At 42.3% G+C, this 14,668-nt stretch carries 11 protein-coding genes and 1 pseudogene; 6 read left to right on the forward strand and 6 right to left on the reverse strand.

The window, feature by feature from the left end; translation table 11 throughout:
* Positions 1-195: 195 nt before the first annotated feature.
* From G327_RS0108535 to G327_RS0108555, 5 genes are all read right to left on the reverse strand, one after another.
* The gene (locus G327_RS0108535) at positions 196-381 is read right to left on the reverse strand and encodes a hypothetical protein (RefSeq protein ID WP_019614346.1); all 186 of its coding nucleotides are present in this window, start codon (positions 379-381) and stop codon (positions 196-198) included.
* Positions 382-524: 143 nt separating this feature from the next.
* Positions 525-866, reverse strand: a complete 342-nt coding sequence (locus tag G327_RS0108540; protein ID WP_019614347.1) for a thiamine-binding protein — start codon at positions 864-866, stop codon at positions 525-527.
* Positions 867-977: 111 nt separating this feature from the next.
* Positions 978-2,807 (reverse strand): sensor domain-containing diguanylate cyclase, encoded by a 1,830-nt coding sequence (locus tag G327_RS0108545; RefSeq protein ID WP_019614348.1) that lies wholly within the window; start codon positions 2,805-2,807, stop codon positions 978-980.
* 625 nt (positions 2,808-3,432) lie between these two features.
* The gene (locus G327_RS0108550) at positions 3,433-4,752 is read right to left on the reverse strand and encodes an ethylbenzene dehydrogenase-related protein (protein ID WP_019614349.1); all 1,320 of its coding nucleotides are present in this window, start codon (positions 4,750-4,752) and stop codon (positions 3,433-3,435) included.
* Positions 4,742-5,278 carry a cytochrome b gene (locus tag G327_RS0108555; protein ID WP_019614350.1) on the reverse strand — a complete coding sequence of 179 codons (537 nt, stop codon included), beginning with the start codon at positions 5,276-5,278 and terminating at the stop codon, positions 4,742-4,744. The genes G327_RS0108550 and G327_RS0108555 overlap by 11 nt, the downstream gene beginning before the upstream one ends.
* Positions 5,279-6,016: 738 nt before the next feature.
* Between G327_RS0108555 and G327_RS0108560 the strand changes: the two genes are divergently transcribed.
* The 6 genes and pseudogenes from G327_RS0108560 to G327_RS0108585 all read left to right on the forward strand — a co-directional run bounded on the left by G327_RS0108560 (position 6,017) and on the right by G327_RS0108585 (position 11,514).
* Positions 6,017-7,210, forward strand: a complete 1,194-nt coding sequence (locus G327_RS0108560; protein WP_019614351.1) for a glycine C-acetyltransferase — start codon at positions 6,017-6,019, stop codon at positions 7,208-7,210.
* A gap of 17 nt (positions 7,211-7,227) precedes the next feature.
* Positions 7,228-8,256 (forward strand): L-threonine 3-dehydrogenase, encoded by a 1,029-nt coding sequence (gene tdh / locus G327_RS0108565; protein WP_425413784.1) that lies wholly within the window; start codon positions 7,228-7,230, stop codon positions 8,254-8,256.
* Positions 8,257-8,581: 325 nt separating this feature from the next.
* Positions 8,582-8,878 (forward strand): annotated as a pseudogene (gene tnpA / locus G327_RS0108570) (IS200/IS605 family transposase); the annotation flags it as partial.
* Positions 8,879-9,139: 261 nt separating this feature from the next.
* The gene (locus G327_RS0108575; protein WP_019614354.1) at positions 9,140-9,838 is read left to right on the forward strand and encodes a 4Fe-4S dicluster domain-containing protein; all 699 of its coding nucleotides are present in this window, start codon (positions 9,140-9,142) and stop codon (positions 9,836-9,838) included.
* 13 nt (positions 9,839-9,851) lie between these two features.
* Positions 9,852-10,883 carry a hypothetical protein gene (locus G327_RS24275; RefSeq protein ID WP_019614355.1) on the forward strand — a complete coding sequence of 344 codons (1,032 nt, stop codon included), beginning with the start codon at positions 9,852-9,854 and terminating at the stop codon, positions 10,881-10,883.
* A gap of 151 nt (positions 10,884-11,034) precedes the next feature.
* Positions 11,035-11,514 (forward strand): FKBP-type peptidyl-prolyl cis-trans isomerase, encoded by a 480-nt coding sequence (locus G327_RS0108585; RefSeq protein WP_026339268.1) that lies wholly within the window; start codon positions 11,035-11,037, stop codon positions 11,512-11,514.
* 51 nt (positions 11,515-11,565) lie between these two features.
* On the opposite strand, the gene G327_RS0108590 is transcribed toward G327_RS0108585, so the two are convergent.
* On the reverse strand, positions 11,566-14,538 hold the full coding sequence (locus tag G327_RS0108590; protein WP_019614357.1) for a DUF748 domain-containing protein: 2,973 nt from the start codon (positions 14,536-14,538) through the stop codon (positions 11,566-11,568).
* Positions 14,539-14,668: the final 130 nt, after the last annotated feature.

Here is a 14,668-nt window from a genome sequence, read left to right on the forward strand (position 1 = left end):
GTGATAGGCCATAAATGAAAATAAATTCACCTGTAGAAAGTTTTGATTCATGGGAGGTACTGATATATCGAGGAAATTAAAAGTCGCCGGCGTTGAGTGTCCGGCGAAGCAGTTAAATCAGCAGGGCAAAGTGTCTGCGGAATTACTCAGATGAATCTATTAATTGAACAGCTGACTGACAGCTTTATTGAATTATTATTTACGGTCACGTCCGCTTAATTTACGTAGGCATGTAAATTTCTCAGCACCAACTTTTAATACACATTCAGAGTATACGATGTCGTTATTAATCTGCTGTGTATCAGATAAAGCTGAAGCGGGGGCGGTAAAAAGTGATGCGCCTAAAACAGCCGCTGCAAATAAACTAATTAACCTAATCATAATCACCTCTCTTTTTTTGAACTAAAGAAATACACAAGAAATGTATTTCTTACACAATAAAAGAACGTGTCAGATCACAATAAATTTCATGTTTATTTTAAATATCTTTAAATAAATTCTAACTAACTGAGTTATCTTGAAATTTATTTTTTAACAAACATATGGTTTGCCGGGGTAACGCCGCGGTGATAGGTACAAAATGTATCCGTCGCTTCAGGTGTTCGGCTGTGAATTTTGATATTGGTAATAACTTCTAAGGCGCCTGCGTCGTAGCATGCCTGCTGTGCATTTTTAACAATATCCAGCAGCAGGTTTAATTCCCCGGTCATTGTCGTTTCCATTGCACCTACCTGATAGGGTACGTTAGCTTGTTTGACAACTTCGATCGCTTTATCGACGACTTCAAAATTGTTACCTTCTTTAAGTCGAGGAATAACTTGGAATGCTAAGAAAACTTCATTTTCGGCTGGATTTAATCTAGTCAATTTATTAATCCTAGGGTTATTTTCAGGGGTGGATAGGATAAAAATGTTCATATCAGTCTGCCTCAGCAAAACTGTTTGACAATTATAGGCGTCGGGAGGGCTGATAAATAGTCATTTCTTCCTTTTTTTGTCTAGATACATTCGTTCGTCAGACAATTTACTCAGCATGGCGATATTATCAGCATCTACCGGAAAATCCGCCAAACCAAAGCTAAAACTGCCAGAGAAACTTTGTCCATGGGCATTCATTTGATGCAATTCAAAGTCAGATCCGAGTTCGAGGATTTTTTCTTTGAGTGTATCTGCATCAGTATCGCTAAAAATACCGATAAATTCATCACCGCCTACTCTTGCAAATGCGTCTGAAATTCTGAATTTTCTGGTCAGTAAACGGGTAAAAGTTTGTATGTAAAGATCACCGGCATTATGTCCGTGTCTATCATTGATGCTTTTAAGCCCGTCTAGGTCAAATGTAATGATCACCAGCGTCTGATTTTTTCTATTGGCGACGGAGAGTCTATCGGTGACAATTGTATCAAAATAACCACGGTTCATAAGGCCGGTTAAGCTGTCATAGCGCGATAGTATTAATGTTTTTTGGTAGAGCTCAAAAACGCGATACACAACCGGCAGCTGCTGACCAATATAATCAGCGATAATTATGTCATTTTTGCTGTATGAATTATTACTGTTACTGTCAAAGGAAAAAATACACATTAGTTTACTATCAATCGTAACGGGTATAACGAGTGATGACCTCAGGAGAACATGTGATTCTCCGCAGTTTAACTCTGCGCTTAGCAGTGTTTCTTCTGGTCTAAGGTTATTGGCTATGTATGCGTGGTTTAACCCTTTTGTCACTAAAGATCTCAAATATGACTGTTCAAGCTTAACAGGAGAGTGCCAGGCATTCGCTCCGCTGCAGGCCAGTACTGTAAGATTATTTTCTTGATCCAGTTTGTACACCTTTGATATTCGGCAGTGTTCAAAAAGAGTTTGAAATTGTTTAAGGGAAACGTCAAAGAACTCTGACTCATTGTTATAGGAAATGACTGAATGATTTAGTTCCAGTAATATATCTTTTACTTTATGCAGCATCTGCAGCTGTCTCTCTGTCGTTTTCTTTTCGGTAACGTCCTGTATTATACCGACCAGCCCCAGCACCTGTCCTTCATCCCCTACATGTGTGGCTTTATTGAAAATAACATCGTGTATTGATCCGTCCGCATACTTTACATTCGCGTCATAAACCTGCTGACCTTTGTTTGCCATCAGCTCTAAATCCGCTTTATGGTATATATCAGCCAGATCGTGTGGTGCAACGTCATAAACACTATGACCGATCACCTGATCTTGTGTATAACCGATATAGTCTAGAAAGGCATTATTGCAGAAGCGGTACAATCCTAGGTTATCTTTATAAAATATTGGATTAGGCAGCGCTTCCATTAACGATTTCAAGAAACTGAGGTTGCTTTTTAATTCTCTGTTGTGAATATGCTCTGCGGTAATATCCAGTATGGTGCCCAGCGCCCTTAGCGGTTTTCCTTGTCCATCAGTTATAACTTCACCAATGATGCGTACCCAGCATTCTTCATTGCAGGGGTGGTTTACGCGGAATATACTGGTTTCAATAAAGCCGCTGTGCAGCTTTGCTTCAACAATCTGTGTGAATTTCTCTTTATAGTCGGGGTGAATGATATGCTCTGTGATGTAGGTAATGCTGTTGTCGAAATGTTTTTTATCTGTACCAGTTAATGTAAACAAGCCGTCAGATAAATATATATAATTGTTTTTTAAATCCCAGCTCCAAGTTCCAAATCCGTTGATTGTTAGTGCACATTTTATTTGTTCTTCTAAATCACTCTGTTGAATTAGTAAGTTAAGTAGTTTTATATATGAACGACAGCGGGTGGGGGAGCCGGTACTTTTTTTCTGCATAGTAGATCCTTTTAAAATGCCGATAATCATTTGCAGTGATTATATTGTAGCATCAATAGCGAATTCTAATTTTTCATTATATATATACCCGTTACCAATCAAAATGCATTTATCAGTCGCTAGCTCGGACACCAAAACAAGGCGAAGCATAATGACCTTTCGAGCGATTAACTACGTTAATCTTCTGTCGGTAAGATTAAAATAAAGACTTTAATCTTTAAATGGCTAGCCCTTATCGAATGCTGCAACGCAGTCTTGGTTTTCGAGCTGGCGACCCTCAGGGCAAGCCTTAAGGCAATCATCTTCGTTGTCTTTCGAGCGATTCACTTCGTGATTCCTCTATCGACATTGTTAAATGCAAGCATTTAACAATTCGTTGTGAAGTCTCGATTGAACCCGTTAGATCTTCACCTTCACGCCTAGAATCTGTTCACCTTATGACTTGCTGATTTTTGCATCTTGAATGATAACGGGTATAGCATAGGATTTTGGTATTAAATTGATAGGCTAAGCTTAGAAGTAATTACAGATTTTATGCGCGAAATTCGATTATGTGTGTTGATGCTGCTGGAAATGATTAATACCGGTCTTATTCTTCATAGTAAAACCGGTATTAAATTAGATGTTATTGCTGAGTACTTAACACGCTTCCTTGTGCATTTTCACCAATACCTAGTGTGAATGGTAATGTTACGTAATGATAGCGGGTCGTTGTCTGACCGTCATGAATAGCGATATTGAAGTCGTAGGTACCGCCTATTTTCATGATTTTATCGTCTTCAGGGAAACCAGTATCAAGTTTACGTTTAAAGATCACAGTATATTTACCATCCTTCCATGAGGATGCAATTTCCTGATTAGTACCTGCAGAGCCTTCACCTTTACGGTTTAAGCGGCCTTGAAGATACTGACCTTCTTTAATTTTGCTGGCGTCATAGGGTATAGTATTTACACCTTCGATCATCGCAATATGTTTGCTTAAGTCATTAAAATCAGTTTTATCAAGTGCATAAAAACCAGTTACTGATTTATCGTACATGTACTTAGGTTCACCAGTCTTTTTATCGAAGTTCCAAGTGAAGACTGTTTTACCTGCATCATTATGACGATACTCAAGCACGTAACCGTCATCGGCGGCGCCTGTTGGTGCACTACGTGTTGAACGCCACTGCATCAGATCAACAAACTTACCTTCAGCTTTAAGTTTATCTATCTCTATCTGTGTTTTTAATTTATCCCAGTTCAAGCCGTAACGCTCTGTACGAGTGTCTGGAAGATATTTACGAATATCGTTTTTGCCTAATCCATCGGCTCCAATGACAGGTAATGCTAGTACATCGCGTTTGGTTGCCTGGCCTATATCTCTTGAGCCTCGGTGACAGGACATCCAGCAGCCTTGCTCGGTAAACTGTTCAACAGCGCCGTCATCAATCATGATTGAAAAACGATCTTCATAAATTGGTGTATAAGGATTCTTACCTATATCTCCTCCTACAATTGTCCACTTGCCGTTTTCATACAGCACTGCATCATGCATACGCGCAGGAAAGGGGGATGCCGTTTCCCAAGTTGCTTTTACGTATAGGTGCTGTTGATCATTTGCAAATTGGAACTGAGTTTGTATCGACCCTTTTTTACCAGCAGCTTTATCCAGTAGATCATTTTCAATCAATAGGTTACCAAGACCTTGCTCTTCATCTTGATGACAGGTAGAACAAGTCTTATTTTCAAAATCATCTTTAGTTGTACCCTTATGTGCTGGCGAGTTGATCCAGTCATAAGTTATCATTCCCGGGAAAAAAAGAGTTTTTTCGACTACAGGTACTTTCTGCCAGTTAATGCTGGATTCAATTTCATTGACGTTCATTTGATATGCAGTGGCGGCTGTAGATAATACGCCTGACAGCAGCAGCGCCAGGCTGCTGAGTTTAATATTAGTTGTCATTATTTTTTCTCCCCATCATGCGGGTTAAGGTGCTGTCTTTTAATACGAAGTGGTGGTAAGAGGTTCCTGCAATGTGTGCAAATACTAAAATGTAACAAACGATTTCAAGAAATGAATGAGCAGTTGATGCCACATCAATCAACCCTGCATTACGCTCTGCAAAGCCCGGTATAGTGAACATTCCAAATACTACTGTATCTTTAGCTTTTGCCAGGCTTATAAGTAACCCGGTTAACGGCATTAAAAGTACGATTGCGTACATTACAGTGTGCGCCATAGCCGCTACAAATTTTTCGAATTTGGTGCCTAAAGGTTTAGGGTGACCTGTCCAGTTAAGCCATATTATTCTGACTACATAGGAAAGAAGCACCACTATCCCCAGTGATTGATGAAGCGCAAAAGCGCTTGAATCTGGATCACTGTTAACCAATATAAGCAACATAGACACAATAAATGCGGCCGCCGAAACAATGTGTATAATTTTACTCGCTGAACTGAAATGTTCAGTTGGTACCGAAACTTTCATATTATCCCCCTTTGTTAAAAGTAAACTAAATAACCCTATTGTGATATTAATGTAACATGTCTTCTGTCTAGTAAATAGCCAGCTAATGATGTATTAAATGAGTTAGATCAATGGTTTCTGTGAAATAAATGGTGGCTCTTGTTTTGTTGGTCTTTCGTTGACTTTTGGTGTATTTTTGAACGGCGGTAAGATCTTTCAAACTAAAAATATTTGCTATAAAATAAATTAAAACAGCAGGTATGATACATCTCACTGTCAATACAGTCGAAATCAGCTATTTTAACCGGCACAGTGGATGCCGATAATATTGTGCAGGGTGTTAGTTTGTTTGAATGGACTTTGTATCTATATGTTTGTCTGTTGAACAATGCTAAAACAGCTGTAGGCCTTTGCGCAGTTCAAGTGCAATAGAAGCATTTCATAAGTTCGCGTCAGCCGCCATTTTTGTACCATACTGCGGTGCTGTAAAGTGTGTAAATCGAGTGTTGTTCAGCACCGTATTACTATTAACGTAAACCTTGTAATGTTGATGTTTTAGAAGGTTTTTTACCCGTTATAAGCAGACCTGTCTGAGTTATATATGGAGATATGTGATGCAGTTTAAAATCTGTAGTGTAAATCATTATCACCGAGTGCTTTTTTTTGTTATAAAGGCACTATTAAACTCTGTCGCCGTTTACCTGTTTCGGCGGACAGGACTTATTCTTTTATCCTAATTCTTTTAATGCGTGGTATGTGATGTCTAAAAAATTCTATGAGCAAATTAATCAACAACTTGAACAAGTAAAAAATGAAGGCCTGTATAAATCAGAACGTATTATAACATCAGCACAGAGTGCAAGTGTTTCTGTCAGCACCGGTGAAGAGGTTTTGAATTTTTGTGCTAATAACTATTTAGGTTTAGCTAATAATAGCTCGCTGATTAATGCTGCAAAAAAAGGATTAGACGAACAGGGTTTTGGTATGGCTTCGGTGCGTTTCATATGTGGAACGCAGGATAAACATAAAGAGTTAGAAGCTAAGTTATCAACATTTCTGGGCATGGAAGATACTATTCTGTATACCTCATGTTTTGATGCCAATACCGGTTTATTCGAAACCATTCTTGATGCACAGGATGCGATTATTTCTGATTCACTCAACCATGCATCAATTATTGATGGTGTACGTTTATGTAAAGCTAAACGTTACCGTTATGCTAATAACGATATGGTTGAGTTAGAGCAGAAGTTAATTGATGCTGTTGAGGCAGGCGTTCGCCATAAACTGATTGTGACTGACGGTGTTTTCTCTATGGATGGTGTGGTGGCAAATCTACCTGCTATTTGTGATCTGGCTGATAAATACGATGCATTAGTGATGGTTGATGATTCTCATGCAGTTGGTTTTATGGGTGATAACGGCCGCGGCACACACGAATATCACGATGTGATTGAGCGCATTGATATCATTACCGGTACGCTGGGCAAGGCAATGGGCGGTGCATCCGGCGGCTACACCGCTGGTAAAAAAGAGGTGATTGACTGGCTGCGTCAGCGTTCTCGTCCTTACCTTTTTTCTAATTCATTAGCACCTGCCATTGTAGCTGCATCCATTGAAGTGATTGATCTGCTGGCGGACAGCGGCAGTCTGCGTGATAAATTATGGGAAAATGCGGCGCATTTCCGTACCAGCATGACTGAAGCCGGTTTTACCATGGCAGGCTGCGACCATGCGATTATTCCTATTATGCTGGGTGATGCTAAAGTGGCGGCAGAGTTTGCTGAACGAGCATTGCAGAAGGGCATTTATGTAGTTGCGTTCTCTTTCCCTGTTGTACCAAAGGGACAGGCGCGTATCCGTACTCAGATGTCAGCGGCTCACTCAACTGAGCAGCTGGATCGCGCGATTGCCGCCTTTATTGAAGTAGGTAAAGAGATGGGATTAATTTAAGGGCCATGACCATGAAAATAAAAGCACTTGCAAAGTTACAGCCGGAAGTCGGCATATGGATGACTGAAGTTGATAAACCGGAACCGGGCCATAATGACCTGCTTATTAAAATCCGCAAAACAGCTATCTGCGGTACGGATGTACATATCTATAACTGGGATGACTGGTCACAAAAAACCATTCCTGTTCCAATGGTTGTCGGCCATGAATACGTTGGTGAAGTGGTCGGCATGGGCCAGGAAGTCAGAGGTTTCAGCGTTGGTGACCGTGTTTCAGGGGAAGGACATATAACCTGTGGTCATTGTCGTAACTGCCGCGGCGGGCGAACCCACCTCTGTCGTAATACAACGGGTGTCGGTGTTAACCGTACCGGTGCTTTTTCTGAGTATTTAGTGATCCCGGCTTTTAATGCATTTAAGATACCTGATGGTATTTCTGATGATTTAGCCTCCATTTTTGATCCCCTGGGTAACGCTGTTCATTCGGCACTGTCTTTTGATATTGTCGGTGAAGATGTGCTTATCACAGGAGCCGGTCCCATCGGAATTATGGCGGCGGCTGTTGCCAAACATGTCGGGGCACGCCATGTGGTGATCACCGATGTGAATGAATACCGCTTGTCTTTAGCGAGAGAAATGGGCGTGACGCGTGCAGTAAATGTAGCTGAGCAGAAACTCGAAGATGTTATGGCCGAATTAGGCATGACAGAAGGTTTTGATGTGGGGCTGGAAATGTCCGGAGCGCCGGTTGCTTTTAACAGCATGCTTGCCAATATGACCCATGGCGGTAAGATTTCATTACTGGGTATTCCTCCTGCGGATATGACCGTTGACTGGAACATGGTGATTTTTAAAGGGCTGATTATTAAAGGTATCTACGGGCGAGAAATGTTTGAAACCTGGTATAAAATGGCCAGTCTGATCCAGTCTGGTTTAGATTTGACCAAGATGATAACCCATACTTACCCTATTGAGCAGTTCCAGGAAGGTTTCGATATGATGCGTTCCGGTCAGTCTGGTAAAGTCGTTTTAGACTGGACAGTTTAAAGCGATCAGTTAACTGGCAGTTTGAATCTAACAAAAGCAGTCAACATAAAATGTTGACTGCTTGTTTGTATTTATTGTTCACTCAATTACTTTATAAATGAGTAAATAGACTCCCCGTAAATAATTCGCCACGTATCTGTGTAAACCTGTTTAACCCATATCAAGAATGCTAATCATTCGTCTTATCTTTCTGATGTTTTAACTGCTTTGTTATTAATTAAACATTGATAAACCCCCAGCTCAGCTGGGGTGACTCGCATAGGTTTAACCGTAACAACAGTAGGGGTATCTTCTTTGCTCGACCAAAAGTAAAGAGGAAAAACCTATGCGAGACTATAAGAGTTTGTCTCATACTCGTTGGGATTGTAAATACCATATTGTATTTATCCCTAAAAAAAGACAAAAGCTGATATATGGAGCGATCAGAAAACACTTAGGTGAGACGTTTCATGAATTAGCGAAACGAAAAGGAGTAGTAATCGAAGAAGGGCATTTAATGAAGCATCATGTTCATATTTGCCTGAGTATTCCTCCAAAATTTGCAGTTGCAAATGTTGTTGGCTATTTGAAAGGAAAAAGTGCGATTTCTATAGCTAAAAACTTTCGAGGGCGACAACGAAATAAACCATCCGTATTACTTCACTGCAGGGAAGCATAACCTGTCAGGCAGCCCTTTATGAAGGTGTACGTCCCGGTACAGTTGCCAAGGCATTTGGTCAGGGGCACTGGGCTTACGGCAGCATTGCATCTAAACAGTTTGGCAAACCCCCCTTCGGAGGCAATAATAATGAACTGCTGCCGCCGGTATATGAGCAATTGCCTGGATCCTCTGCCTTTTATGGCCAGATCGGTGTCCGGGTAGAGAAAGTATAGGAGGCTGACAATGCGTTATGGAATGGTGATCGATCAACAAAAATGTGTGGGTTGTGCTGGTTGTGTTTTCGCCTGTAAGGCTGAAAACCATACGCCGCCCGAGATCAACTGGTGTGACAAGCTGATTGTAAGCAGCGGTCAATTTCCGGATGTTCGTTTCGAATATCTGTCAACCATGTGTAATCACTGCGAGGATGCTCCCTGCGTCAAGGGCTGTCCGACTCAGGCAATGCACAAGTCGGAGGGAGGTCTGACTCTTCACGAACAGGAAAAGTGCATCGGCTGTAAAGCCTGTATGGAGAATTGTCCTTATGGGGTGATCAGCTTTAACTGGCAGCGCCCGCATCAGGAATGGCAGGAAAACAAAGGTCTGGCTGCTGGAACTTTTACGCCGTCCGCTATGCTTGCAGAGGCTGGCGGGGAAGGAAGTCCCCTGAGCAACCCTGAACGCGGCAGTAGTTATCCGATACAACGACAACGCGGCGTAGTTGAAAAATGTAACTTCTGTGATCATCGCCTTAAGGTCGGATTGAATCCTGTCTGTGTGGATGCTTGTCCTTCGAATGCCCGGGTAGTGGGGGATCTCGATGATCCGAACAGTGAAGTCTCGAAGCTGATCCGCAAGTATGACGGTAAGCCGCTTAAACCTGAGTTAGGTACGGGAAGCAAGGTCTTTTATATCCGTCGATATACTCCGGAAAACCGCTGATAAGAGAGGAACCATGAAAACTGCAAACTGCAATATAATGTTTTTGGCACTGTCTGTTGCCGGGTTACTGTTCGGAGGCTATTTTGCCTCCATGGAATGGTTCGTTGGCCCAAGCTATGTCGCTAATGACGGTCTGTTCTGGACGTTACCTCTAGTAGCCTACATATTCCTGGCTTTGACCAGCACCGGCATATCAATCTTAATGACAGCAGGAGAACTGCTGGACAACAAGGCTGTCAAAGCGCACAAGTTGTCGCTGCTGACTGCCGCCTTGTCTCTGCTGATTGGGGCTTTTGCTGCATTAGCTACAGAAATGGGATCCCCGTTTCATGTTATCTGGCTGTTGTTTAGTCCGAACCTCAGTTCACCAATTTGGTGGATGGGCACACTGTACGCCGTTGAACTGCTGCTGCTTGGTTTTAAATATTACCTTTTACTGCGCGGACGCCCCTCTAATTCAGAGCAATGGTTAACGTCAGCCGCATTGTGTGTGGCGGTGGCGGCCGCTTTAGTATTAGGCAGTGTATTCGGGACCGCAGTCGGACGCACTGGTTATCAAGGTGCAGATGCTTCTGTTCTAACGCTGCTCTGTGCTTTGGCAAGCGGCTTGAGTTTAGCGCCGCTGCTGTTTAAAGAGCAGGCGCGAGAAGTACTGCTGCTGCCGGGAAGAAGGCTGCTTGCCGGTCTTGCAGTGTTTTTATTGACCCTGTATTTATATTCTGCCCGCAGCACGGTGTTGGCTGACATAGCCTGGGTACAGTTGTGGATGCCGTTATTATTGTTAGCGTCGATGCTGGTTTATAAAGCAAAACCGGCGGTGAGTGCGCTGATCGCCTTGCCGACGCTGCTGCTGGTGGAGCTGTTCTTTGTGATTCAGGGGCAGCTGCAGGTCTTAGGGCCGAAACAAACCTGGCTAGGTGCGGTGCAGAGCTATCTTCCTAATACGGCTGAAATAGCTATTCTTATATTCGGCTGCTCTGTTGCTTATCTGTGCTTCTTTTTATTTAATCAACTGCAGGTTCGTCTAGGCGGCTCGTCAGACTAGAAATCTTTAACTGGAGTGACTAAAACCGGCACAGCCTGGCTGCGTCGGTTTTGTGTATGCGTCAATTGAAATTTTTACACTTGCTTATAATGATATTGGTTATCATGCTGTTAACCCGTACAATGCAGATTCATTTAAAAAGAGAATTATTATGCTTATTAGTAAAAACACGGTTGTAGAGTTCCATTATGCTTTAAGTGAAGCAGAGCAGGAGCTTGAAAACAGTTTCCAGAGTGATCCGCTAGTTTACCTACATGGTCATGATGGTCTGTTTGAAACCTTAGAAAAACAACTCGATGGTAAAACCATTGGCGACAAACTGCAGGTGACACTGACACCAGAGCAGTCTTACGGTCAGCGTAGAGAAGGCGGTCTGCAGCGTATTCCAATTAAACATCTGCAGGGAGCTAAAGTATGGAAACCAGGTATGACAGCGGTTGTTGAATCAAATCAAGGCCGTCAGCAGGTAACTATCGTAAAAGTAGGGCGTTTTAATGCCGATTGTGATTTAAATCATCCCTTTGCCGGTAAAACGTTAACTTTTGCTATTGAGATTGTCTCGGTACGTGCTGCAACAGATCAAGAAATTAGTCACGGTCATGTGCATGGCGCCGGCGGCTGCGGCCACTAAACTTCAAAAGGTCATTAAATTTTAATGACCTTTGTGCAGCTCTTTTTCTGACTAATTAGTTGTCAGAGTAAAGGTCGTTGAAATACGGCTGTCTTGTGCCTCACCGGTTAAAGACGGTTGTAATGCAAATACCTGTTTATTGGGTACTTTATCGTGTTTGATCAGTTGTGCTTTGATAATACTGATGCGCTGTTGAGCAAGCGTACTTAACTCCAGACTGGACAGCGGCTGTCTGACTAACAGAGCCTGATAAAGTGACCGTTCATATTTGTCCATTACCGCCTGCAGCTGCTGGGTTTTATCTTCTGCGTCATCATTCACTGCTGCTGTTTCTGTGTTCATATCGTTGTGCAGTCTGCTCCGTTCTATTTCGCCTTTATACTCAGTTAACAGACGCTGCATAACCGAGATACGTTTTTTCTGGTCTTCACTGTCACCGCCGGATTCTTTTAACAACTTATCCATTTTAAGCTGCTTTAATGCTCCACCGTCCTGTTTTTCATCGACCATCGCTCGGATCTCTAAAATCAACTGCGGGCGTTTGTTTAATACTTCTGCGAGTGTGTCCAGCTGAGTAACCTGTTCCTTTGTTAAGACGGCACTGCCAAGTTCGAATGCTACTGAGTTGAGTTTATCAGGATCACCGCCGACCAGATTAGCTATCATAGAAAAGGGCGAAGTGACCGCTTTAGTGAGTACATTTATAAATGCCTTCATCACTAAACCGCCAACCGCAAAATCCGGATCATCCATATCACCTTTGGTCGGAAGGCTGATATCAATAATACCGTCGCTGTCTTTAAACAGTGCCAGTGCCAGTTTAAGCGGCAGGTCCAGCGATTCCTCGCTGTCAACGCTGGAGCCTAATTCAAACTGATCCAGAATGAGGCGGTTATTACCGTCGAGAAAACGCTTAGCTATTTTGTAGTTAAGATGCAGACTGAGTTTGCCTTTATCAATAACATAACCGGCATAACGGCCGGAATAGGGCGTAAGCGTAGTGAGTTCTATTTTGTCAAAGTCCGCATTGATATCCGTATAAAGATCGCCGCTGAGCGGGTTTATTTTCCCTTTTAGCAGCATCTTTCCGTACTCTTCGATAGTACCGCTGATATTCACATCTGCACGAGCCAGGTTATCAGAAGAGAGACCGTTTATTGCCCCGTTCATATTTTGAATACTGGTGCCGAACTGCGGACGTAAAGACAGATCTGCAAAATAAGCGCTGCCGTCTTTAAGTTCAATCTTATCTATTTTAACCGCTAAAGGCTGCGCTGTTTCCTGTTCACCACTGCTGATTGTCTGTTTGTCTGTGTGCTTATTATCAACAACTAACTGAGCAAAATTGATACTGCGATCTTCAGTCACGATCAAACGCACATAAGGTTTAGTTAATTCGACCCTGCTCAGTGCAATACTCAAAGGATTAAAGTTAACTTTTAACGGAGCAATATCGAGACTCTGCCAGCCGACTAAACGCTGCTTAAGACGTTGATCCGTACTGTTAAACTCTTTGATATTAAAGGCGCCTTGAAAATCACCTTGAATCTCTCCGTGCTGATCTTTGTTTAAGTTAAGATCGCCGCTGACTGATAGTTTTCCCTGTTCTAAATTAATGTGTGCGGCATCGTTTATATAAGGCTGCAGTCCGGGTAACGCAAAATCATTGACGCCTAAGTGCGCCTGCAGTTTAAGCGGTAGGGGTCTTACCTGACCACGAACAGAGTTTTCGTTGGAATTGTTGACATAATAAGAGAGATTAAAAGGCAGATCTGCGTCTAAATTCTGGTTGAGGCCTTCAAGATTAAAATTAATCCGGTTTATCTCTATTTGTGCGTTTGTACTAGGGTATTTATCAACAAAATTAACCTGGCTGTTGGTTAAAATAACATCTGCAATTGACCATTGAAAAGCTGATTGAGAAGACGATTCTTGTGCTTCTGCTGCCGTTTCAGCTGTATTTTCTGAATCAGATCCATCGGCGAAGGGCGCTAATATATTAAGCAGTCCTTGTTTATCGCGCTCAATCAGTAAATTTGCTGTCTCAATGTTAACTGTGTCTATCTGTAGTTTTTTCTCTGACAGATTAAAGTTCAATGGTCCGGCTGTGATTGTTTTTATATCTGCAAAACGCTGCGCCTGCTGTTTGTCAGCCAGGTTAATCTGGTCAAGTTGTATCATGCTCTGCTGAATCTTCAGCTCAACGGACTCTCCCGCCATGCTTAGCTCATACTGGCCGTTAAATCCGGCAAGGGCATGCTCCAGAGTATAGGGGGCATGCTCGGAGAGATAATCCCAGAATTGATGTACTTTAATGCCTTTTATATCCAATGCACCGCTGGAACGCAGGGGAGCAAGGCTGATTGTGCCGTTCCAGTTTATGCTCTGTTCGTCACCTAGTGCAATATCGAGGTGATAACTGCCGTCTTCCTTTATAAAAGTTGATAAATTTTGTAAATTAAAAGAAACCGGATCCAGCTGGTGTTTGACTGTTTTAACCGGACTATGGTCAACAATATTAATACTGCCTGCAGTGACATCAATGTTATCAAACAGCAGCTTAGGTAAAGCGCTGTCTGCTGGTGCCGCGGTTTGAACTTCAGGTGCTGTTTTGCTTTGCTGGGACAGCAGCGCCTGCTGGAAATTTGTTACCCCGTTTTTATCGATTTCTACTTTGATGCTCGGTCCGGCCAGTTCAATATCAGCAAAAGTAAATGCGCCTTCAATAATAGAGCGTAGTTCGAAATTCATATGGTAACGATTAAAGGCAAGCTGCTCTTTGCCCTGCTGATCAACAACCGCTAAGTGATGAACCGTCAGCGTTAAGGCATAGGGATTGAACTCAATTTTTTCAATTTCAGCCCGCCAGCCGAGATGCAGCTCAACCTGCTCAACGACAGTTTTGTGAATAAGATGAGGCACCAGTAAAAAACCGGCAAGGCTGTAGCCAGTTGTCAGTGATAAAACCCAGAAAAGAGGGGAACGGTAGAATTGTCGGCTGATTAATTTCTGCAAGTATTTCACGTTATATCCTTGTTCTTTAAAGAAAGAACTATTTTTGAACAATGCTGATTTAAGAAAAATTATAGCTCAGGCGTGCTTTTATTTACAGATGTAAAACGGGGATAAATAAGTTTAAGCAGTGTTAATACCG

Origin of the sequence: Psychromonas ossibalaenae ATCC BAA-1528 (assembly GCF_000381745.1) — a bacterium.
In the GTDB taxonomy this organism is placed as follows: Bacteria; Pseudomonadota; Gammaproteobacteria; order Enterobacterales; family Psychromonadaceae; genus Psychromonas; species Psychromonas ossibalaenae.

Excerpts from the sequence above, each read along its gene's own strand:
- G327_RS0108535 (WP_019614346.1), bottom strand. The coding sequence starts at position 381 with ATGATTAGGTTAATTAGTTTATTTGCAGCGGCTGTTTTAGGCGCATCA.
- G327_RS0108545 (WP_019614348.1), bottom strand. The coding sequence starts at position 2,807 with ATGCAGAAAAAAAGTACCGGCTCCCCCACCCGCTGTCGTTCATATATA.
- G327_RS0108550 (WP_019614349.1), bottom strand. The coding sequence starts at position 4,752 with ATGACAACTAATATTAAACTCAGCAGCCTGGCGCTGCTGCTGTCAGGC.
- G327_RS0108555 (WP_019614350.1), bottom strand. The coding sequence starts at position 5,278 with ATGAAAGTTTCGGTACCAACTGAACATTTCAGTTCAGCGAGTAAAATT.
- G327_RS0108560 (WP_019614351.1), top strand. The coding sequence starts at position 6,017 with ATGTCTAAAAAATTCTATGAGCAAATTAATCAACAACTTGAACAAGTA.
- G327_RS0108575 (WP_019614354.1), top strand. The coding sequence starts at position 9,140 with ATGCGTTATGGAATGGTGATCGATCAACAAAAATGTGTGGGTTGTGCT.
- G327_RS24275 (WP_019614355.1), top strand. The coding sequence starts at position 9,852 with ATGAAAACTGCAAACTGCAATATAATGTTTTTGGCACTGTCTGTTGCC.
- G327_RS0108585 (WP_026339268.1), top strand. The coding sequence starts at position 11,035 with ATGCTTATTAGTAAAAACACGGTTGTAGAGTTCCATTATGCTTTAAGT.